This is a genomic window from Paenibacillus sp. VTT E-133280 (genome assembly GCF_002264385.1).
GTDB lineage: Bacteria > Bacillota > Bacilli > Paenibacillales > Paenibacillaceae > Paenibacillus_AQ > Paenibacillus_AQ nitricinens.
This window is the reverse complement of the sequence record NZ_NFUX01000026.1, coordinates 39,189-62,141: the sequence shown is the minus strand read 5'-3', so window position 1 is coordinate 62,141 and position 22,953 is coordinate 39,189. Positions and strand designations below refer to the sequence as shown.

Annotated in this window: 21 protein-coding genes; 19 read left to right on the top strand and 2 right to left on the bottom strand. The window is 42.3% G+C overall.

What is annotated here, in order from left to right:
• The first annotated feature begins 37 nt into the window (after positions 1–37).
• The 14 genes from purU to CA600_RS13545 all read left to right on the top strand — a co-directional run bounded on the left by purU (position 38) and on the right by CA600_RS13545 (position 15,326).
• Positions 38–937, top strand: a complete 900-nt coding sequence (gene purU / locus CA600_RS13605; protein ID WP_094870663.1) for a formyltetrahydrofolate deformylase — start codon at positions 38–40, stop codon at positions 935–937.
• 179 nt (positions 938–1,116) lie between these two features.
• A complete protein-coding gene (locus CA600_RS13600; RefSeq protein WP_094870662.1) occupies positions 1,117–1,857 on the top strand; it encodes an SAF domain-containing protein in 741 nt (246 codons plus the stop codon).
• Between the two features lie 12 nt (positions 1,858–1,869).
• Positions 1,870–2,934, top strand: a complete 1,065-nt coding sequence (locus tag CA600_RS13595; protein WP_094870661.1) for a hypothetical protein — start codon at positions 1,870–1,872, stop codon at positions 2,932–2,934.
• Positions 2,931–4,376 (top strand): ATPase, T2SS/T4P/T4SS family, encoded by a 1,446-nt coding sequence (locus tag CA600_RS13590; RefSeq protein ID WP_094870660.1) that lies wholly within the window; start codon positions 2,931–2,933, stop codon positions 4,374–4,376. The genes CA600_RS13595 and CA600_RS13590 overlap by 4 nt, the downstream gene beginning before the upstream one ends.
• Before the next feature lie 12 nt (positions 4,377–4,388).
• A complete protein-coding gene (locus tag CA600_RS13585) occupies positions 4,389–5,438 on the top strand; it encodes a hypothetical protein (protein WP_094870659.1) in 1,050 nt (349 codons plus the stop codon).
• An 11-nt stretch (positions 5,439–5,449) separates the two neighbouring features.
• Positions 5,450–6,319 carry a hypothetical protein gene (locus tag CA600_RS13580; RefSeq protein ID WP_094870658.1) on the top strand — a complete coding sequence of 290 codons (870 nt, stop codon included), beginning with the start codon at positions 5,450–5,452 and terminating at the stop codon, positions 6,317–6,319.
• A gap of 56 nt (positions 6,320–6,375) precedes the next feature.
• Positions 6,376–6,567 (top strand): hypothetical protein, encoded by a 192-nt coding sequence (locus tag CA600_RS13575; RefSeq protein ID WP_094870657.1) that lies wholly within the window; start codon positions 6,376–6,378, stop codon positions 6,565–6,567.
• A 7-nt stretch (positions 6,568–6,574) separates the two neighbouring features.
• Complete coding sequence (locus CA600_RS31235) at positions 6,575–6,718, top strand: hypothetical protein (RefSeq protein WP_156113062.1); 144 nt, start codon at positions 6,575–6,577, stop codon at positions 6,716–6,718.
• A gap of 15 nt (positions 6,719–6,733) precedes the next feature.
• Positions 6,734–7,114 carry a hypothetical protein gene (locus CA600_RS13570; protein WP_076284074.1) on the top strand — a complete coding sequence of 127 codons (381 nt, stop codon included), beginning with the start codon at positions 6,734–6,736 and terminating at the stop codon, positions 7,112–7,114.
• A gap of 20 nt (positions 7,115–7,134) precedes the next feature.
• Positions 7,135–7,632, top strand: a complete 498-nt coding sequence (locus CA600_RS13565; protein ID WP_094870656.1) for a hypothetical protein — start codon at positions 7,135–7,137, stop codon at positions 7,630–7,632.
• A gap of 35 nt (positions 7,633–7,667) precedes the next feature.
• On the top strand, positions 7,668–8,333 hold the full coding sequence (locus tag CA600_RS13560) for a hypothetical protein (protein ID WP_094870655.1): 666 nt from the start codon (positions 7,668–7,670) through the stop codon (positions 8,331–8,333).
• Between the two features lie 4 nt (positions 8,334–8,337).
• On the top strand, positions 8,338–10,602 hold the full coding sequence (locus tag CA600_RS13555; RefSeq protein ID WP_094870654.1) for a hypothetical protein: 2,265 nt from the start codon (positions 8,338–8,340) through the stop codon (positions 10,600–10,602).
• Positions 10,603–10,615: 13 nt separating this feature from the next.
• Positions 10,616–14,446: a hypothetical protein gene (locus CA600_RS13550; protein WP_094870653.1), complete on the top strand. Its 3,831-nt coding sequence runs from the start codon at positions 10,616–10,618 to the stop codon at positions 14,444–14,446.
• 100 nt (positions 14,447–14,546) lie between these two features.
• The gene (locus CA600_RS13545; RefSeq protein ID WP_094870652.1) at positions 14,547–15,326 is read left to right on the top strand and encodes a GNAT family N-acetyltransferase; all 780 of its coding nucleotides are present in this window, start codon (positions 14,547–14,549) and stop codon (positions 15,324–15,326) included.
• A 63-nt stretch (positions 15,327–15,389) separates the two neighbouring features.
• Here the strand turns inward: CA600_RS13545 and CA600_RS13540 are convergent, their stop codons facing one another.
• Positions 15,390–16,022 carry a hypothetical protein gene (locus CA600_RS13540; RefSeq protein ID WP_179281616.1) on the bottom strand — a complete coding sequence of 211 codons (633 nt, stop codon included), beginning with the start codon at positions 16,020–16,022 and terminating at the stop codon, positions 15,390–15,392.
• A gap of 302 nt (positions 16,023–16,324) precedes the next feature.
• Here CA600_RS13540 and tkt point away from each other — a divergent pair, with 302 nt between their 5' ends.
• Positions 16,325–18,367, top strand: coding sequence for a transketolase (gene tkt, locus CA600_RS13535; RefSeq protein ID WP_094870651.1), 2,043 nt, complete (start codon positions 16,325–16,327; stop codon positions 18,365–18,367).
• Between the two features lie 33 nt (positions 18,368–18,400).
• Positions 18,401–18,718: a pyrimidine/purine nucleoside phosphorylase gene (gene ppnP, locus CA600_RS13530; protein ID WP_094870650.1), complete on the top strand. Its 318-nt coding sequence runs from the start codon at positions 18,401–18,403 to the stop codon at positions 18,716–18,718.
• Positions 18,719–18,976: 258 nt separating this feature from the next.
• Here ppnP and CA600_RS13525 read toward each other — a convergent pair whose 3' ends face one another.
• Positions 18,977–19,879 carry an NAD(P)-dependent oxidoreductase gene (locus CA600_RS13525; RefSeq protein WP_094870649.1) on the bottom strand — a complete coding sequence of 301 codons (903 nt, stop codon included), beginning with the start codon at positions 19,877–19,879 and terminating at the stop codon, positions 18,977–18,979.
• Positions 19,880–20,113: 234 nt separating this feature from the next.
• Between CA600_RS13525 and CA600_RS13520 the strand changes: the two genes are divergently transcribed.
• The 3 genes from CA600_RS13520 (at position 20,114) to CA600_RS13510 (ending at position 22,820) form a co-directional block, all read left to right on the top strand.
• Positions 20,114–21,469 carry a glucose-6-phosphate isomerase gene (locus tag CA600_RS13520; RefSeq protein ID WP_042124930.1) on the top strand — a complete coding sequence of 452 codons (1,356 nt, stop codon included), beginning with the start codon at positions 20,114–20,116 and terminating at the stop codon, positions 21,467–21,469.
• A 132-nt stretch (positions 21,470–21,601) separates the two neighbouring features.
• Positions 21,602–22,234 carry a YigZ family protein gene (locus CA600_RS13515; protein WP_094870648.1) on the top strand — a complete coding sequence of 211 codons (633 nt, stop codon included), beginning with the start codon at positions 21,602–21,604 and terminating at the stop codon, positions 22,232–22,234.
• A 4-nt stretch (positions 22,235–22,238) separates the two neighbouring features.
• Positions 22,239–22,820, top strand: a complete 582-nt coding sequence (locus CA600_RS13510; RefSeq protein ID WP_094870647.1) for a TetR/AcrR family transcriptional regulator — start codon at positions 22,239–22,241, stop codon at positions 22,818–22,820.
• Positions 22,821–22,953 lie beyond the last annotated feature (133 nt).

Sequence of the window (22,953 nt, the reverse complement as noted above, 5' to 3'; positions counted from 1 at the left end):
AGATTGCACATGTAGATGAGAGGATGGGATGAGGATCATGGAATTACACGTAAAAAGAAACAATTCGTCAGGTGTTGAGTCTTATTCCAACCGCGCGCGTATGCTCATTTCTTGTCCTGACGGACCAGGAATCGTGGCGGCTGTATCACACTTTCTGTATCAGCATGGCGCGAATATTGTGCAATCGGATCAGTACACAATGGATCCAGATGGCGGAATGTTCTTCATGAGAGTTGAGTTTGACCTTCCCGAATTAGGAGATCGTCTGGAAGAGATACGTTCTTTGTTCGGCGGGGTGGCTGAACGTTTCAAGATGAACTGGAAAATTTTCAATGTTCGTCATAAGAAAAGATTAGCCATATTTGTCTCTAAAGAAGACCATTGTCTTGTGGAGCTGCTCTGGCAGTGGCAAGCTGGTGATCTAGAAGCCGACATCGCTCTCGTCGTGAGCAACCATTTGGATATGAAATCGTATGTTGAGTCCTTCGGCATTCCTTTTCACCATATTCCAGTTACAGCTGATACTAAGGCTGAGGCGGAAGTACGTCAGCTTGAGGTCATCGGAGACGACATTGATGTTATCATTCTGGCTCGGTATATGCAGATTATCTCGCCGTCGTTTATTGAACACTATCGCCACCAAATTATTAATATTCATCACTCCTTCCTGCCAGCCTTTATTGGCGGCAATCCTTACGCTCAAGCGTACCAACGCGGGGTGAAGATTATCGGAGCAACTGCTCACTATGTTACAGAAGAGCTTGATGGTGGCCCAATTATTGAACAGGATGTACAGCGGGTTAGTCACGGTGATGATGTCATCGAGCTGAAGCGGATTGGACGCACCATTGAGCGGGTTGTTCTGGCTCGTGCGGTGAAGTGGCATATCGAAGACCGGATCCTCGTCCATCAAAATAAGACCGTAGTGTTTAAATAAAAGGTTATTTTCCGGTGAGAGCCTATGGTATGAACCTGAGCGCTTTTATCGGAACCCTATAATCTAATAGCTCTTTAAATCTCTACAGGTAAAAAAAGCATTTTACCAGCAGCTTGGCTATTTACGCCAAGTTGCTTTTTGTCGTTTTTCAAAACTGTGCTTTTGAGGAGGCGGAAGGCTTGGCTTTACAGCGTAGGCAACTGTTGAAACGCAATTATTTCTTCGCAAGTCTCATTTTGATTACTGGAGTCGGCGGATTATTAGGCTATGATCTCTACTTCAAGCCCTACGTACTATCCCGAACTGTGGTCAAAATCAAGGTGGAAGGCGGGGAGCTGCTTCCAAAAAACTATGAGCTGAAAGCAAGTGATTTATATCTGGATTCTGTTCAGACCAAGGATATACCTTCGGGTGTAATTACAGAAATCGCACAAGTGGAGCACAAAATTACGAATGTAAATCTGACCAATGGAAGTATTTTGACGGCATCCTTAGTGGATGTTAGTGATTTAGAACCCCTAAAGGATGAAGGGATTTTTCCTATACCGAAGGAGGCTATCTATGCCATCAATGGTTCACTGCGCAGCCGGGATAAGGTAGATATTTATCTTGTTGATGGAGACCGAGAAAGGCGGAGTGAATCGCTTAACCCAGACAAGAAGGAAGAGGAAGAACTGATCGTGCAGAGCCCAATTAGTGAACCTGCAAAGGAGGTGTTTATATCGGGAGTCACCGTGAATTATGTGCGAACAGAAGACAATAATGATGTGCTGGATTCAGAAAAGGGAAACAACAATAATCGTTTTACTTCGACTGGCAAGGTGGCGACACCAGAATTGAAGCTGAAGAAAAGTGATGGCGAGCGGCTTGGACAATTTTTGGAGCAGGGAAAGAAGCTGTGGATCGTACGGGTCGAGTAGGAGGGAAGAGTCTTGAAAATATTTAGTCTAGGCATAGATCAGTTAACCATTAATGATATCAAAAATGCAGGGTTTATTGTAATTACACAAAGTGTACTTCCTGATCCATCTCATACAGAGGGCCATATGCTAATGGTTACCAGTGACCAGATTCAAGCTCAGTCACTTAGCGAACTGCGCCGGAATTATCCGGGCTCAACGATCTTATATGTATATTTGCAAAAGGGAATCAGTGGTTACCAAGCTGTACATATGCTGTGTGAAAGCTTAGGGATCTATTTTATACCTCCTCGTTCTACCTCGTCAGCGGTGATAGAGAAGATTCGCTTTATTCTAGACGAGGATGGCGAGGAACGAGGTAATTTGGTTGGTTTTTTTGGATCTGGTCCGGGGATCGGCTGCACTAGTGTAGCTAAACTGTTTGCAAGGCGAATTGCCGCGGCGGGCCTTCGTGTTATTGTCCTTGGACTTGATTTATATGATCCCGGATATGACCGCAAAGCTACCATTAGTCTGGATAGGCTTCGATCAAGGCTCACTGGGAAGATGATTTATGATGAGGATTTTGAGCAATTGATTAAGCAAGACGGTTACTCGTATCTCCCAGGCAATTACGATTACTTGAGTGCACAAGATTATCAGGAGGATGAGATTGAATATTTTTTGGCTAGGGCTGGGGCAAATGCAGATGTGGTTATTGCTGACTTCGGCTCTATTCCGGAAAGTGCTGCATGGTATGTCGGAATGCACAAATCGGCACTGCGTATGATCGTCACTCATCCAAAGCATGAATACAGACTCGAACCTCTGCTAGAGCTTGCTGGGCATATGGATCTACGTCCACATGATTTTCAACTAATTATTAACCGCAGTAATGTGGAAGAAATATCTTCTCCTAAAAATCTAGCGCTTCGCTTTGGGACTGAAATTTTGCTGGAGCTGCCGTATTACCAGCCCTTGCAGGAGAGCTTACCCCTAGGCAAAAAAGAGCTGCAGCATGTGGATGATAAGGTACATTCTCTGCTCGTGTCCATGAGCCTGGCGCCAGAAGTTAAAAAGAAAGGTATATTCCTATGAATGGAAATCAACCGAACCGTCCATTGTTCTCTCTAAAAGAAAGTATCCTACGTATGAGCAAACCGGGCAAGGAAGACTTTTATGTATTTTTGCAAAAAATGAAAAACGATATGAACGAAGGGCTGGAACGTGAGGATGATGCTTATTTCGAGTTAAATGCGAAGGCGCTAATTGGGGATCCGCAGGCGGTTAGCTTTTTTATGAATGAGATAGAGAAATACTTGCGGAAGACACCCTTTACGGGCAAGGTTCCAGAAGCATACAGAACAGCTGCAGAAGCGCTCTATCATGAGTGGAAGGGCTTTGGTCCGGCGTATCGTTGGTTTACGGATCGTGCATACAGTGAATCAACCGGGCTACAGATGATCGGAAAGCAGATCTTTTATAACCAGAAAGGTGAGTTTGTAGCTTATCCATATGAGATGCCTTCACTAGATCGGGTCGAACAGTTAAAGCGCTCCTTATTAAAAAGTGATCCCAACAAAAAGCTGAACAAGGACAACCCTTCAGTGGAGTTTAAAATGGATGACCCGCTCTGGCCTGGCCGATTTATTAGGCTTGCCATTTGGGTATCCCCGAGAGTATGGGATGGCTTCACCACAATATCGTTACGGCGGCAGGTTGTAGAGTTTCTGAGTCTAGACGATCAGGCGGGTACGGAATGTATTCCTGCGGAAGCGGTTGAAATGATTCGGGTGTTATCATCTACCTTTCGCAATAGCATTATTGCGGGCGCTGTAGGCTCGGGAAAAACAACCTTTGCAAATACGATCGTCGGTGAGCAACTGCTCGGATCTTCATCCTGTATGGGTGTAGTGATGATAGAAAAGCATCCGGAGTCGATTTTACCTTATCAAATTAAAGGGCACCGAATTATTCCAATCCAGGCTGCGAACGAGGAATTGATGGAGGTAGGGGTAGAGTCTCTGCGGCATGATCCGAACATTTTGTATATGACCGAGATGCGGTATAACGAATGGGAATTTTATCTGTGGAGTGGGGAAAAAGGGTATGACGGCATCACCGGAACGTTCCACACCGTTGATTCGGAGGATATTCCTTATCAAGGCGCTTTTGCCGTGTCGACAAGGATTGGCGGGAGCCTTAAGGGGCATTTGATCTCTGCACTGAAATCATGCGAGCTGGTCTTTATTCTGGAAAGTGTTCCGAACGGAAAGAAGCGGTTAACTCGAATATCGGAAGTCTTTTATGACGAGGAAAAGAACTCTGTATTTGCGAATGATCTGATGCGCTGGGAACCTCAGAAGATGCGTTGGTCCTATAATGACAAGCTGACGAAGAACCTGATTCTGAAGATGACTAGGAAAAATGAGCAGGCAACACAGTTGCTTCAGAAAGAGCTGGGACAGCTTGCAGCAGCAAAACCAATGGATCAGCCTATCAAAGAAAGCTTGAAATCTAAGATCATCCTTAACGAGTGAGGAGGTGAAACCGTGGATTTATTATTGTATATTTTTCGTTTTGTCCTTCATTTGTTAATTGTATGGGGAATTTGGCTGCTCATTAAACCGCTAATCGAACGGCATTTACGACAGGTAGGTCAGAAGTTCGATTATCGGATTAAACATAAAATGAGTATTTTTGGAAAAAGAGTTAGCTCGGTGAAAAAAAGGTTGTGGCTCTACCGTCATCTAGATAATCTTTTATATTTTGTACACCGAAAATATGAGCCGGGAATTAGCGTTATGCGATTTGTCATGCGTACAGCAATAGTGTTTATCGCGGTTTTTCTATCAGGACTACTGACGCTAAACGAGCTTCCTGGGCAATTGAGTTTTAACAATCCTTTTCTGGAGGGGATAACTTTTAACGAAGGGCGTTCGATTCAGGGGGCTTGGAGATTTCCACTTTTTATGGCTGTGATTTCTGCGACGATTCCTTATTTTCGTATGAGATACATCTACGCGCAGAGGAAGGTGCATGGAAGCTATGATTTACTCGATGTAGTCAAAATCTCCACCAAATTCACTCACTTGTCGGTAGATTCCATTCTCGATCGGACAACGGATTTTCTTACGGATAAGAATGTGCTGAAGGGTCCTTTGAAGCTGCTAGGGGCTGCATTTTCCAATTACAGTAGTGAGAAGGAGCTTGTTGAGGAAGCCGGGAGATTTTCGAATGCGATTGGCACTACCTTCGCCCTAGAATTTATATCGGATCTGCTCTATGCCGAGAAGGAGGGGACCCGTTATTTAAAAAGCTCATTGATGCTGTTAAATCGTTCCATGGAACAACAGAGGGAAACGATTTTGACTGTGAAAGCGGGGAGTAGAGATGCGATTAGCCTTGGCTTATACGGAAATCTTTTGGTGCTGATATCAACGGTTGGAACCTTTATGTACATGCTGAAGCCTGATATCTATTTCCAATTGCAGTTTGAGACTACAGTAGGACTTTCTTTTTTGATGGTGATCATCTCCGGTCTTTTTATTTCTTTTGTGATTAGCACTATTCTTGCCAGACCTAAACTGGACTACCACTAAGGTGATGAGCTATGGACAGATTGTTACTATTAATTACTGTAATCGGGATTGTATATGTCGCTTTACTTGTCTTTATAAGCAGCAGCAGTAAACAGGAAAGATATCTTGTCCGATTAGGACTGCGGTGGAATAAGTTTGGGGAACGGATGCAGGGAGATAGACTCCAGCAATTATTGGATGATTCAGGTTTATCGATTGCGGCCCGTAAAATTACGCTTTTCCGTTACTCGGCAGCGCTGATTTATTTAATAACTCAAGTCATCAGTGATTTTATTCGTTCAAATTCTTTTTCTATCTATGACCCTCTAATTGCTCTACTTATTCTCATAATTAGCAGTCCGATGCGCTATCTTCCGTTTGGCTGGGTGCTTGCATGGCTTCATCAAAAAACGGTTATTAAAAAAGACGGTGAGCTGATCTCTTTCATCCGTCTATATGAGAATAATCGGCTGCGCAAGCGCGGATATGCGCAATTTGGCACTTTTTGCGGGAGTACGGCTGGACATTTTCAATATATACGTCAGGATTTGTATGAGTTGTCAGAACGAGCGGTAGATGAGGGTGTGGAGGGGGCGATTGAATGGTTCTGTGCCAAGTTTCCGGATAATCACAGTTTTATTAATGACATCCGGTCCATTTTGCTGGCTACTGAGGGTATGGAGGACGACACAGAAGCGGCGAATTATTTGCGTGAGCAAGGTAAGATTATATCCAAAATCTCCAGTGATCAGTATTTGAAAAAGTGGTCTTTTATCGGTGATTTATCTACGATCATTAATGTGATCCCATCGATTGCTACTTTTTTGATGATTGTCGCGATGGCGATGCAGTACATTTTGCTGATCAAAGGGAATTTTAATGGTGTCGGCATGTTCCAGTGAAAAATTGTATATTCAATATTATTTTAAAAATATAAAATAAAAGGGAGATTTTAACAATGAAAAAGGATGCTATTTCTACAGGTTTGTTTATTGCTATTGGATTTTTATGTGTGGCCATCGTAATTGCTGTTTTGATTCCTGTAGTTCGGGAGGTCATTGATGCTACGGATGATAATAAACCGACGATTCCAGGTGTGACTTTTATTCAACCACTGGATTCCAGCCAAACTTCAACTGCTCGGGTTTAATTCGATTATGAAAAAAGACTCTATCTCCATAGCAATGTTTCTGGCTATTGGCTTTGTGATCGCAGGGATGTTTATCACAGTAGCTACGCATATCATTGGCAGCAGTCAAGACGATATCATCACACATACTAAGCAAGTAGAGCAATATTAGAAGGAGGCGTTTCTATTGAAGGAGACCGTCCTCCGGGCATTATTCATGTGGCTTGTCCTGTTTATTATCCTGCAGCCCATATTTACCTATATTGATTATTTGCTAGATTTACAGGTCAAAGCTAATACGTCCTACATCACACAAAAAGCTGCAACGGAGGGGATGGTCACAGCGTCTATGCGGAACGAAGTGATTTCAAATCTGAAGGCGATAGGGTTCTCAGAGGGTTCTATAGAAATTACGAGCAGTACGGATACCATTCAAGAACGCAAGCAACGAATTGATGTGTATGTAACAGCACCGCGGATAAATTTGTTTCCGTATAACTTTTCCACAGTTTCGCAGCCGACCCGATATTATGGCCATGGGTCAATTATGAGTGAATATCTCGATTGATTAAGGGATGAGCCTAATTTATGGATTACATTATTAAGCTGGCATTTGTCCTGCTGATCTTTATCTACTCCTGGTTCTTTCAGATCCAGAATCAGGAGTGGGACATGCTGCGCAGCATGCTAAAAGATGCAAACAATATCGCTGTTCACGATGCTGCGCAGGAATTAGATGAAACTGAACTCACACGAGGTCGTCTAATTATCGATCCCGCGCTTGCTTACGATACTTTTCAACATGCCTTGCAGGCGAATCTTGGGCTTGATAACGGCCTTTCTCCTCAAGTAGGCAGTCGTTTTAAGAATCAAGTAAAGATCGTGAAGTTTGATATTATTGATGATTCCGATGAAGTGACTTTTCCGCTTTTATACGAGGATAGTGAATATGGCATTACCAAATACATAGAGGGTCCCTCGGTTATTGCCGTTATCGAGACGGAACATCCGTTGCTGATCTCCAGAGCCAAAACACAAGAGCCAATCAGAGTACCTGCAGTTCAGGAGTATAAGTTCAATAAGTAGGAAAAATCCAATTGAGACTAGGGAGAGATTCGGGGATGAAGAAGAGAGTTGTAAAGGCGACTTTGGCAGCGGCAATGTTATTTAGCGTGGTTTTAGGGCAGGGAGTGGCTGTAAAAGCGGAAACGACTACACCAGTAGTTACGGCTAAGCCAATCACATCCGAGGTACCCGCAGCAACGGTGAAACCTGCAGTTACGCCAGCACCAATCATGAGGGATAATCTGTTTAAATTTGGATTGAAGAAAGACTTGGAGTTGCCTGTGACAGTTACGGCGGGTGGGTTGAGTTATACGTTGGAGAAACTGATGTTTTACGATGTAAAGTCTAAAGAAGCACAATCTCTAATGAAGATGTATGGTTATTCAGATCGAATTTATAAAACACCTACTAAATATATGGTATGGACTAAACTCACCATTGAAAATAAGGGCAGTAAAATCATTCAATTAAGTGCTAATGATTCGAGTCCAAAATGGCATTTTAAAATAGATGGTTATAATCTTCTTACACCTTCACCTAAAAATAAAATGCAACAATTTAACAATAAGGAAGCATTGTGGAATTGGGTGTTGAAACCAGGTGAGAAGCTATCTAGCTATCAGATGTATGGATATATTAAAGACCCTAAAGAAATTTCTATATATCTTAATGTTGGAGGTAATTTTGAAGAAAAATACATTGTTAAACTTTCAGGGGAGTAGTTTTATGAAGAAAATTTGGATTGTATTGCTTACAGTTATACTTATTTTTCTATATATTCCACAGAACATTAAGGCTGCTAATTCACAAAGTAAAACAGTGGCCATACCTTCAGAAATTCTTAATGGGTCTGCAAATGCTCAAAAATCTTATTACTTAGATCTTCCAAGTGGAGTATCCAATTCGGCAATTGATGTCTCTTCTCTTAAATATAATGGCTCTAATCAAAAAGTTGCTCTTACAATGGAGAACGGGAAAATAAAGGTTACTTTAAAGGGCGTTGAAACAAAACAACGAATAGATAATTTACTCGGATATTATGGCTCGTTTAAGACCCTTTTTTTTACGAATCCTGGTAATTCTATTTGGCGATATTCAGACGGTGTAAGATGGCAGATAAATGAATGGGATCCATACATTAATGGTCAAAAACATTACGATAAAAATGGACAAGGTAATGGTACACCTAGAAATGATCCTCCGGATATGACTGTGGTAACTCAAGCAGCAGTATCACGTTCGGGACTTAAATGGTACGACCAAAACGTGAATTCGGTAATAGATTCATCTCAAATCATAGAGTCAACAGTCAAAATAGTTGTACCTAAAGAAACGCTTTCAACAACATATGTTAATCATAATATTGTAAATGGGAATCAATTTATTATTTATTATAAAACTGACGCAGCTATGCAAAATTATAATCTTGAACAATTAAGTCCGAATTTTGACAAAAGTGGTCATGCATTGGGTAGACGTTATAAAACAGATTTAAGCTACTACTTTACAGGTTCGGCTAATGTAACTACTTACAAATACAGCGGCAATGTCTCCTTTGATTACACTCTCCCTACAGAACCAACACTTACCGGTACAGTAACCCTAAATAAACCTAATCCAAATCCTACGAAATTGGGAGATAAAGACGAACCCGTTCAAATTTCGTTAATAGGGCAGCTACAAGGCTACAATGATGCTTCAAATATTGATGAGTGGGTGTTCTATGCTAAAGAGAAAGATAAGAACAACACACTCAAAACGAAAAAGGAATCTGCAAAGACATTTAACGTAAGCGCTTTATTTGACTTTGAGATCAAAAAGTCGAGTGTAACGGGCGAACATTTTACTCAGGAATATGCTTTAACCGTTCTCGTCCGCTTTAAAAAGCCAATCGTCACAAAGAGTGGAACCATCACCTCTCTGGAACAGCCTCTACAGATTTCAGCAGGTGTTTATAAAAACAAACCTCTGGTTACTTTTCCTCCACCTCCAACCAAGCCAACAGAACCGGAAGGAAAGCCGCCTATAGCAAGAATTTCAGCACCGAGATACGTCAAAGCAGGAAATGATACGCTCATTAGCGGAGCAGCATCCTATGACCCAGATGGATACATACAAGACTACTGGTGGGATACTTCAGGGGCCCAAGGGGAGATAGGAAATACCTCAAGAGGGAACGTGTGGTATACGGTAGATCAGATCGGTGAGACATTTCCAATAGCGCTTACAGTTGTAGACAACACTAATCAATTTGGGAGTACGAGTACAGTAATAACGGTTACTGTACCTACCCCCAATGCGGATATATCGATAGAAGGAACACTTAAACAGAATCGTAAAACGACATTGACCAATAGAAGCCAGAGTCCAACACGCTTTCCGTTAATACCATCGAAAACACGAGTTACCATCACTGCGGTTTCTGTTGGGACGAATGAAGATATTAAGTACAGTGGCACATTGTCTGATTTCGAAAGCAAAGACGTCTTATTTAAGAAACCTGGAAAATATAAGGCTACGATCTATGTGGAAAACACGCTTGGATATTCTTCAAGTAATGAGATCACTTTTGATATTGTGCCAGATGAAGCGCCGTACAACTATTTTACTCTGCCTGGAGTGGTATATCGAAGTCCTGATTACGGTAATAAAGCGGTGGTTTCATTGGATGATATCTCCTATTCGCCTGATAAAGATGTAGTGGGTCGGAGACTCTGGGAGTATCGCTATGATTCAAATAATGACGGGAGTTTCAGCGGAGAAGCATGGGTGATCTTCAGTAATGAGAACAAAGATCGCTTAAATTTAGAGCTGAGCGAGGTAGGGAAATATGAAATCCGACTTACTGTGTTTGAAGAGTTTGGTCAACCCACCATTGATGAGTTTGTGACAGAAGCTGATCGGAAATCTACAAATTCAGATGGACAAAAGTTAAGCTCACGGATTGTAGAAGTGAAAAATCGAGCGCCAGAAGTTGATTGGTCCTGGTAGGAGAGGTGCTTAAATGAAAAAAACAAAAGAAATACTTTCACTAGTAATTATAATCACTATCTTATTCGGAGTTTTTCCTAGTCAGGGAGTGTATCTTCAGACAGCAGAGGCTGCGACGGGTGATCCTAATTTCATTACTTATAAAGATATAAATATACCTGCTGATGGTGATTTTTATGACGCTGGTTGGAATTATGGTACTATGCGTGGGACAATAAATAACCAAAAACTAACGAATATTAAATATAATCGTACCACTAAGCAAATTACATTTGATATTAGTTCAGATGCAACATTGACTGTAGGAGTAAACTTGTATAAATCACAAAGTGCTCTAGATAGACGTGTTGTTCGAGCGGATCTCTGTGTAGCGGCAATACCAGAGGGGGCACCATTAGATTTACCAGTCTACCAATATAATTGTCCGAGCCACTGGTCAAATCCAAATACCAATTGGACCCCATTGTATAGGAGCTTTTTTGCTGGACCGTTTGACCCGAATACATTCGATCATACATTTAATCTAGCGACAGATGTTCCTTATGGAAATGTTATAGGGAATTTAAGTTATGGTGAACTTCCAATAGGTTTAGTTATTAATTACAGTTTTGGTGCAGGTCAGCAGGATGGATTTCGTGGATATGGTCCAGAACATGGATATGGAGGGCCGTACATTGGTTGGAGTTTTCAAAGAGTATTTCCTTTGATACCTAATAGTCCACCTACCATTTCGTTAAATACACCCAATAATCAAGTCCTGCAGAACGAGCCTGGACGAAACACACTTAACATCGAGGGATATGTCCATGATCCAGATAATGATGATCTTATCGTAAGTGCGGAGATACCAAATATATTTTATAGGAAGACGGTAGTCCCTCAAACGAAAGGGTATCAGTATTTCTCTATCCCCGTAGACGCTGTAGCGGATTCGATCCCGCCAGGCGATTATACGATGACTGTAAAAGTAGCAGATCCTTCAAATATGTCAGAATCCGCGAGTATGACCTTTAAAGTTACAAACAGGCTGAAGCGAAACGCTTTTGTTCTCGTTAATAGTCCTATAGAGAATAGTGGCACCACCTATGAAGATTATGAGTGGGATGCTAAGTACGCTGATCGAGTGAGATATGATCATGATCCGAATTACTTTGATAACTCAATGGGGATTATAGGGGATTCGGGACTATGGAGGACGAGCCTTTACACTTCATTTCCGTATACCGGACAATATGTAGTGAGTTATCAAGCTAAGGATATACCGAAACAGGATGCTCGCTTTGCTGAATATCAGATGTGGAGTAAAGATGCCGCATCTACGATGAGTTTTAAAGTTCACCGTAAGCCAATAGCGCTTTTTTCAGCAAGGCTTATCAATGGAAATGTTCAATTAACAGATTCATCCTACGATTTAGATCATATTACAAGTGCTGATAAAGGGATTGTGCAGTGGCAATGGCAATATAAAAAGAGTCTTGATGAGATGTGGATCGACGGGCAACCGCCTGGGGGAGTTTTTGAAAAGGACAGCTACGACATACGTTTAAGAGTCCGTGATGTGGATGGAGATAATGGAATCGGTGTATGGAGTGATTGGTGTCAACGTACTGTGGGGAATGCGTCTGTTAATCTACCACCCGTTGCATTATTTACCGTTAATCCGAATATCGTTTCTTACCGTAAATCTACGAGTATTATAGACAAGTCTTTCGATCCAGATAATGATCCATTGGATGTATATTACTGGACTGTAATCAAAGATGGATGGAATAAAGTATGGGAACATTGGGGTGGAGCTACAACACCGCCGAACATCGCATCATTCGGTGAAGGGAATTATCAACTCAATCTACAAGTACATGATAATCGTGGCTTGTGGTCGGATGGGTACAGTCAAAATGTACAGGTAGTCAATCATCCACCGGCTGCAGCATTTACAATGCCTAACGAAATTTACCGCGATACGATTATCACAATGGATAACTTAACACCAGATCCGGATGAAGATGGAGATGTTTTATCTTATGCCTGGAATGCAAAGTTTAATGACTCTCCATACTACTGGGCAGGAAACAATCGTTATCAATCTATGACCATTCGTGATCTTATTAACCGTAACGGTATATCACATAAAAAAGCTATTTCTGAGGATTGGGAAATGCAGCTCACAGCCTCTGATGGAAGGTTAAGCTCTTATGCGACACGTACATTTATGGTTAAGAATCATGTTCCTGTTGCTAAGATTAACGGACCGTCATCCGTAAATCAGTATGATACAAAACAATTTACGTCAGGCGATATTGATGAGGATACATCAGATCAAGGCTCGTTAGAATACTACTGGAAAGTAACGAACAGTACGGGTGAAGTGAAATCATATCTTACTCGCGACATTACACTAACCTTCTCAGATCCGGGGGTATATACGCTAGAACATTGGGCAATTGATCAAATAGGCGATAAGTCGAATATCGCTGGATTGCAAGTCCAAGTGAAAGAGAATTTGGCACCTTCTATGACTTTAACTAGCCCTTCAGGTACAGTAACAAACCCATCTGTGATTGACTCGGATCAAGGTGATCCATTAATCAAGTGGACTTACGCGGATCCAGAAAATGATTCACAAGAGAAATACAGGCAAGAGTTCTTTACGAAGGATGGTCTATTAGTCTCCACCATAGAAAATCCGGATCCTACAGGATTGCTCAGACAATATCAAATCCCAAATAATACATTTGAACGGTTTGAATACTTTACAGTGCAAGGTCGGGCATACTCCAAATTTTCATGGTCAGATGTATCAAATGAAAAAACATTCATCATCGATAACGCACCTAAGCCGGGATTCACTCTGATCACAGATACTGGTAAAGATGCGACTAAGGTACCGATTTACCGGACGGATGTTCTGAACATTAAGAGTGCCGCCTCTGATTTGGACGAACCAAAAGGAGATACAATAAGCCACAAGTATTTCTTAAAACCATCAAGTGGTACAGAAGCTCTTGCGAGCACTCAAAAGGACTTCACGAAGCAGTTTAGTAGTAATGGTGTCTTTACCTTTAGACAAATCGTTACAGATTCATTGGGTCTGCAACGTGAACTTTCGCAGAACATTACAGTAGTCAACCGGATACCGACGACTACAATAACGTACCCAACCAGTGTTGATCCATCTAACCCGACAATCGCAAGCACACTTACCCCGATCATTAAATGGGATTATCAAGATGAAGACGGAGATCTTCAGCAACGTTATAAGGTGCGAATTATTAACTTGGCCACAGGTGTAATCAAGGTACAATCTGGTGAGCAAGTATCAAGCGCTAAGCAATGGCAGATTCCAGTTGGTTCACTGATCGAAAACGAGAAGTATGCAGTCGAGGTTGAAGTTTTTGACGGGTTCAGCTGGGGCAATGTTTCTGCACGTAAATACTTCATGGTTAATCTATTAAGTATAAAAGGTGGAGTGAAGCACACTGAAGAGTGGAACAACAACCGTAAAGGTTATAATCTGAAAAAGAGCGGCAATGAGGAGAGTCCAAGAGGATACAATATATTTTGGGCAGGTGAACGTTTTGTTCTGCAAGGTACAGCAACAGGTCTCCCAGATACTGTGCAAGTGACTATGAACGGAGGGTTTACTACGCAGCTCAGCCCAACTAACGACGATAAAACCTTCTGGACAGGTGAAATGTACGATAGCTCTTTTGAAAAGCTACCCGATGGCCCTGTTACTTTTACCTTTACGGCTCAGAATGCGTACAACACCAAAACGGATACCGTTACAGTTGTTATATCATCAGATTGGGCGGAGTATTTCCAAAGTCATCGAATAAAGTAGAGTAGGGCCTATATCACCTATCCCATTTCTTTTTTGCGTGACTTCACAGGATCATGTTAATGTTGAAGCATTGTATCAAACATTGATAGGGGTAGGAGATATGATTCGAGAGTTAACACCAGCGGAAATGAAATCAATCTTGAGTTTGATAAATAGGGAACAACATTTTTTATACTATTCATACCTTACAGCTCGTAAGCATAATTCGGTACACTATGGACATTTTACTGAACAGGGGGAGCTGCTCGGCGTATTTGCCTTTTTAAGGGGGCTCCCATTCTATGCTTTTTCCGTATTCCCTGTGGAGAAGTCTTTTTGTCTCCGGTCCGTGCTTTCATTTATGAAAGAACAACTGGATTTACCTGACAATGCTGTCGGTAGCGCAATCGTTAATGAAGAAGTTATGGATGTACTTGATTCACAGCTTGAGCTTGTTAAGTCTCCCAAAAAGCTGCTTCTAATGAAGCATATCCATCAAGAAGCGTTGCCACCGGTGGATAAAAGCGTTTTACCTTTGGGTCCTTCTTATTTTGAGCTTATTGAGTCGAAAATGGCCGATTTAGAAACAATGGCTTTTTCAAAAGAAGAATTACAGTATCCGTTCTATGGTGTGATGGAACAGCATGAGCTGATTGCGGTAGGTGGATACCATATTTATAGCGAGGATTACGTTGAATTGGGGAACATCGGCACGGATGTAAGATGGAGAAGGCAAGGCTACGGAAAAAAGATCTGCGCAGAGCTCACCCGAGCGGGGAGAAGGGTTACCTCCAACGTGTATTTGAATGTCCTTGGAGAGAATACAGGTGCAATTTCTCTATATCAATCGATCGGTTATGAACTCATGTGCAGTCAGTACATGGTTGATTTCGTTATTTGATGGTTAAAAAGGACTAAGCGGAATTACATTCCGCTTAGTCCTTTTTAACAAGCATTGAGCCTTTTATACGACCCCTTCAGTCCGGTCTTCATTTATTCGCATCATTCGTGCGGCAACCGAAGTATTATGTAATGGTAAAGAAGATGCACGGGCAGAGGCTCTCTGAGCTCTACGTAAATAATAGGATAGCTTGCCAGTAAAAATCTTATGTGCACAGAGTGAAAGAGCAAAATCTTCCGGTGTAACGAAGCAGGAAGGCTTATTCACAGGCTGAACTGCAGTTTCTTCAAATAAAGAGGCAACGAAATGGGAACAAAAATAAGCATTTTCTCTATCGATTTTAATATTTAGAAGCACACCTATTAATCCTAGAAGATGGTATTTATAACGCTCCTGATTTTGCATCATCCCTTGGACGTGATTGTACATCGTATCGTATTCCTCAGCGCTAACACGCAACTGATAGATGGAACAATTAGCACTGTTATAAAAAGGGTCGATAAAGTTCTCCTGGATTAGTCCTGCCACAAATGGATTGTGCATTTTTTTTCTTCCGAAGCTGTATACCTCCCGCAGTTCACAGTCAAAGGCGATCGAAGCATGATTCAGATCGGCTTTTGTAAACCACTTTATAAAACCACTAAAGGCCGTACCTGTACCGGTAAGCACAATAAAGATGTCCTTATTCGAACTCATGTTCAAAATTCCTTTCCACTAGGAAATGTTGGGTAATGCATGAAAATTATGCTTAACTAACTCCATCTTACTGTATATTTGAGCATTGTAAAACAATCTTTAGTCGTAATTAAAAACTAGACCATAGACTAGTGCAATTCTGGATTGTCTCATAGTTCATGTGTGTATATAAATACGTCGATATTGCAAAAGATAAGCTGTTCAAATAAAGAGTTTTTAAAAACAATTGGAATTGCTTCCACACTAATGATACAATAAGAGTCAAAATGACATTCTTGAGATTTCAGAGGAGGAACTATTAAATGAGTGAACAAGAACAAGCGATTCAAAAGGAAGAAAACTCAACTGTAGATAACCTGTCCATTACAACGATTCGTACTTTGGCGATTGACGCCATTGAAAAAGCAAACTCCGGCCATCCAGGTATGCCAATGGGTTCTGCACCAATGGGCTACCAATTGTTTGCAAAAACAATGAAACACAACCCTGATCATCCGACATGGGTAAACCGTGACCGTTTTGTATTGTCCGCAGGACATGGTTCTATGCTTCTATACAGCTTGTTGCACCTTAGTGGTTATGATCTTCCTATGGAAGAATTGAAAAATTTCCGTCAATGGGGCAGCTTGACTCCAGGTCACCCGGAAGTGGGGCATACCGCTGGTGTTGATGCTACAACAGGTCCACTTGGACAAGGTATTGGTATGGCTGTTGGTATGGCTATGGCTGAAGCGCAACTCAGTGCTACTTACAACAAAGATGAACATAAAGTGATTGACCACTATACTTACGCTATTTGTGGTGATGGTGACCTGATGGAAGGGATCTCTTCCGAGTCCGCTTCACTCGCTGGTCATTTGAAACTGGGCAAATTGGTTGTATTGTATGATTCAAATGATATTTCCCTTGATGGTAAATTGAACCTTTCGTTCTCCGAGAACGTGGCTCAACGTTTTGATGCTTATGGCTGGCAAGTACTTCGCGTTGAAGACGGAAATGATCTTCCTGCTATCGCCAAAGCGATTGCTGAAGCTCAAGCTGAGACTAGCAAACCGACATTGATCGAAGTGAAAACTGTTATTGGTTATGGTAGCCCTAACAAACAAGGTAAAGGCGGCCATGGCGGTACTCACGGTTCCCCACTTGGAGCAGAAGAAGCTAAGCTTACCAAAGATTTCTACAAATGGGTATACGAAGAAGATTTCTATGTACCTGACGAAGTTCGTGCTCATTTTGCAGAAGTGAAGAAAAACGGAATCGCAGCTAACAAAGCTTGGGATGACAAATTTGCGGCTTACAAAAAAGCATATCCAGAGCTTGCTGCACAATTTGAAACAGTAATCAACGGCGATCTTCCAGAAGGCTGGGATGCTAACCTTCCAACTTACACTACTGAAGATAAAGCAGTATCTACTCGTGTAGCTTCCGGTAGTGCACTTAATGGTCTGACTGCTGGTGTTCCTCAGCTTGTGGGCGGTTCTGCTGACTTGGAAAGCTCCACTATGACGCATTTGAATGGTTTGACATCGTTCACACCAGAATCTTATGATGGCCGCAACATCTACTTCGGCGTACGTGAGTTTGGTATGGCTGCTGCCATGAACGGTATTGCACTGCACACGGGTCTTAAAGTATTCGGAGGAACATTCTTCGTGTTCACAGACTACCTGCGTCCAGCCATTCGTTTGGCTTCGATCATGAAATTGCCAGTAACCTATGTACTGACACATGACAGTATTGCAGTTGGTGAAGATGGTCCTACGCATGAACCAATCGAACAATTGGCTTCCCTGCGTATCATCCCAGGTCTGACTGTTATTCGTCCGGCTGATGCTAACGAAACTTCAGCAGCATGGGCTTATGCTATGGAAAACAAAAACAATCCGGTCGCTTTGGTTCTGACTCGTCAAAACTTGCCAATTCTTGCTGGAACAGTTGATGGCGTTCGTGAAAACATCAAACGTGGTGGTTATGTTGTCTCTGATTCCAAGAATGGCACTCCACAAGCACAACTGATCGCTACTGGTTCTGAAGTACAGCTGGCTGTTAAAGCACAAGCTGCTTTGGCTGAAGAAGGTATCGATGTTCGTGTAATCAGCTTGCCAAGCTGGGATCTGTTCGAAAAACAAGATAAAGAATACCGTGATTCCGTTATTCTTCCAGGAGTTAAGGCTCGTCTTGCAATCGAAATGGCACAAACCTTTGGCTGGGAACGTTACACTGGTGACCAAGGCGATATCCTCGGCATCACTACTTTCGGAGCTTCCGCACCTGGAGACAGAGTAATGAAAGAATACGGCTTTACTGTTGAGAATGTAGTTAGCCGTGTGAAAGCACTTCTGTAATTAACTGAATAATCATTAGGGGGAGAACAAGTAATGAGTCAGTTTAACAACGCAACGATTGAAAAAGCAGCCAATGTATATTATGGCGGACAAGTAACCAGCCGTACGGTAATCTTGCAGGATGGAACTAAGGTGACGCTTGGTATCATGTTGCCTGGTGTATATGAATTTGGTACGGATGGTCCTGAAATTATGGAGATTCTGTCCGGCGATCTTAAAGTGCTGCTTCCCGGCACTGAGGGTTGGCAGGAGATTAAGGGAGCGGCAACGTTCAATGTCCCTGGCAACTCAAAATTTGCGTTGGAAGTATTTGAAGTAACTGATTATTGCTGTTCTTACCCGGTTCTATAAGTGTTTTGAAAATCATAAAGACAGCAACGCAGCGATTCTCCTGTTAATGGAGAACCGCTGCTTTTTGATTTTTTGTGGCGATGCAGAGTCAGCTGTGACCGATAGCAATGGCTGTGGCTTGTTGCTGCAAAAGTTACTCTAGCATATTTCCATTAACAAACAAAATTCCCATATAGAAAGACCGCCTCACACATTTGAATAGTCATGTGTGAAGCGGTCGTAAATGTTTCTAACTAGAGTAGGTTTTAGTTTTTGAATTTATTTATCGGATACAGTAGAACCCATTTTTTGTCCGATCCACTCTTCATAGCATTTCACTACAGCGGAGAGGTCTTCGTCGCCATAGCCTTGGGTAAACCCGGCTTGGAACATACTTTTGGCTAGTCCCAGCATTGGAGAAGGGACGCCTGTGAAATCGCTGTGGGCGGAGGCTAACTTCAAATCCTTTAACATTAATGCAAGGGAGAACTGATTGCTGAAATCATTTTCTATGATTTTACGGCCTTTAAGCTCTGCTTGTTTGCTACCCGCAGAACCAAGCTGCACTAGTTCAAGGAACTTGTCAGCTGGAACACCTGATTTTACAGCGATAGCGAACCCTTCAGCCAGGGCAACATTATGAATGCCGACCATAGCATTATGAGCCAGCTTGGCTACAGCACCACTGCCGTTCTCACCCATATGTATCAGCTTTTTACCCAAAGTATCGAAGATATCGCGATGCTGTTCTATGACTTCAGCACTGCCGCCAACCATGAACACCAAGGTTCCTTCAATAGCTGCCGGCTTGCTTCCAGTCACTGGAGCGTCAAGGAAATGTCCGCCCCGGGCTTCTACAGCAGTGGCAATTTCGTGAACTAGTCCTGGAGAAATTGTGCTGGAATCAATAATTAAGCCGCCTGGCTTAAGCGCATCTAGAATACCATCCTGACCATAAAACACTTCACGAACCGAATCATCATTACTGATCATGGTAATAATAACATCCTTACCTTCAGCGGCAGCACGTGGCGTAAGAGCGGTCAGGGCACCTTCTGCTTCAAGAGGTTTACATTTAGCTGCCGTACGGTTGTACACTGTCACCTGAAAGCCGCCACGAAGCAAGTTGGAAGCCATTGGCGCTCCCATTGTTCCAAGTCCGATAAAACCGATTTGTTTCATTTATATAGCCACCTTCCGTTTTCTTCATTCTATCACGGCACTTAGGCCAGCACCACAGCTCAGCCTTGCCTAATGATGCGGGAAACGCTTCCATGAAACTTTCGAAAACTTGGTTCTAAAGCCCGGGATGTGCCCTAAGACCTTGCCAGTCAAGGCAAATTAAAGTATCCTAATTATAAAGTTGTAACAAGCGGTTTCAAATTTAAAGAGATAAACAGGAGGTTTCCATTACCGATGTCTAAGAAGATTAATTTTGACTACACCAAAGCCCTTTCTTTCTTTAACCAACAAGAAATTGACAACCTTGCCGCTCCAGTTAAGTTAGCGCACGAACAGTTGCATAATAAGACTGGTGTAGGTTCCGACTATCTTGGATGGATTGATCTTCCATCAGCTTATGATAAGGAAGAATTCGCACGCATTCAGCAAGCCGCAAAGAAGATCCAGAGCGATTCCGAAGTACTGATTGTAATTGGTATTGGTGGTTCTTATCTGGGAGCACGTGCAGCAATTGAAGCGCTCTCGCATTCTTTTTACAATAACCTTTCTAAAGATAAGCGCAAAACTCCAGAAGTTTATTTCGCTGGTAATAACATCAGTTCTACATACATCACGCATTTGCTTGATTTAGTAGAAGGCAAAGACTTCTCCGTGAACGTAATCTCCAAATCAGGAACTACGACTGAGCCAGCCATTGCTTTCCGCATTTTCCGCGCAGCTCTGGAGAAGAAATATGGTAAAGAAGAAGCTCGCAAACGTATTTACGCTACTACAGACAAGGAAAAAGGTGCCCTTAAGAAATTGGCTACTGAAGAAGGTTATGAATCCTTCATCATTCCAGACGATGTAGGCGGACGATACTCCGTATTGACACCTGTAGGCTTGCTTCCAATCGCTGTAGCAGGTATTAACATTGAAGAGATGATGCAAGGTGCTGCTGCCGCTGCGGATGAGTTCAATAATCCAGATGTAGCTACTAACCAAGCTTATCAATATGCTGCAGTTCGTAATGCGCTGTATCGCAAAGGTAAGACAACTGAAATCCTCGTTAACTATGAGCCTTCCTTACACTTTGTATCGGAGTGGTGGAAACAATTGTTTGGCGAGAGTGAAGGTAAGGATTTCAAAGGAATTTATCCTTCTTCCGTTGATTTCTCTACGGATCTACACTCCATGGGTCAATTTATCCAAGAAGGTAACCGTAATATTTTTGAAACGGTAATCCAAGTAGATCAAGTGGCTCATCATGTGACCATTGAGAACGATCCGGATGATCTGGATGGCTTGAACTTCTTAACAGGAAAGACTATGGATTTCGTAAATAAGAAGGCTTTCCAAGGTACGATGCTTGCGCATACAGATGGTCAAGTACCTAACCTTATCGTTACTATTCCTGATCAAACACCATACACATTTGGTTATTTGGTTTACTTCTTTGAAAAAGCTTGCGGCATCAGCGGTTACCTACTCGGTGTTAACCCATTCGACCAACCAGGCGTTGAAGCATACAAGAAGAATATGTTTGCGCTACTTGGCAAACCGGGTTACGAAAAAGAAAAGGCAGAGCTGGAAGCAAGACTTACTGAATAGTATTGCAGCAGTATTTTAGAGACCATTCATACTAGTGTAAGTCACCAGGAGCAGTCCATAGGTAATCCAATACCGGGGGCTGCTCCTGACATTATATGAAGACATCATATGTATATAAGGACTGGAATAATTATGTTAGAACAATATCGAACGGTGCGCTCTTCCGGTTCCAAGGAAGTCGTAATCCGCAAATCTCGCTTCATTGGTCATGTTATGCCGGTTGAGAATGAAGAAGAAGCATTGTTGTTTATCGAAGACATCAAGAAGAAACATCGGGACGCAACGCATAACTGTTCTGCTTATGTGATTGGGGAGAGAGACGAAATCCAGAGGCAATCGGACGACGGGGAGCCGAGTGGAACAGCCGGCAAACCGATTTTGGAAGTAATTCGCAACCAGGGAGTTAAAAATGTCGCAATTGTTGTTACCCGTTATTTCGGAGGCATTATGCTGGGTGCCGGAGGGCTGATTAGAGCTTATACGGATGGGGCAGTGCTTGCGCTTGAAGAAGGAGAAGTAATCACCCGTGTGCTAAGACGAGAGGTATTCGTAGAAATTGATTACACTTGGCTAGGCAAGGTGGAGAACGAACTTCGTGGAAGGGGTATTCAGACCGGCGAGACTTTATTCACCGATAAAGTAACGTTGTTATGTTTACCGCGAAATGATGAGGGAGACGCATTTATGGCATGGATAACAGATCTAACCCAAGGGCAAGCCTTGGTAACAGAAGGGCGGCGGATTTACTACAGCGAAGGGGATTAGGTATATGGCAAGGAGAGCAGTGGAGCAGGAGTTGTCGAGGGAAAGAATACTAGAGGCCGCTAGGCATCTGTTTATTACCAAAGGGTATCGAGCGATTTCAATGCGAAGCATCGGTCAGCATTTGGGATACAGCCACGGCTCTCTCTATTATCATTTCAAAGAGAAGGCAGAGTTGTTCTACGCCATTGTTGTCGAAGATTTTAATCATGTGGCTGCTTTGCTGAGCCAAGTAATGAATAAGCCACCTGAAGAAGGCATGACTCGAGTAGAGCAGCTGATTATGGAGTTTATAAGGTTTGGATTAGATCATCCTTATCAGTATGAAATTATGTTCATGATTCGTGATGAAGAGCTGCTGGCTTATTGTAGAGCAGAGCAGGGACGATGTTTTGATTTATTCTCAAGTATTGTACGCCGTCATATGAAGGAAGAGGGATATGTATCCGAGGATTGGCAGAACGTTCCGCTAACCTTGTTCTTATCCGCTCACGGATTTATATCTTATTATATCCAAGATAAAGTATTGTTTGAGGATGTAAAAGAGGCAGCATCAGCTCATATCAAGGTTTTATGTCGCAGCCTTTAATATGCTGTTTTTTTTATAAGTTTACACTTTAAAGCTGTGCATTGGTATAACACTACTTCTCTGCTTGGTCAAAGTAATATTTGATTCTAGTTATATTTTAATGGCCGCTCCGTAGCAATAACGGAAGCGGCCA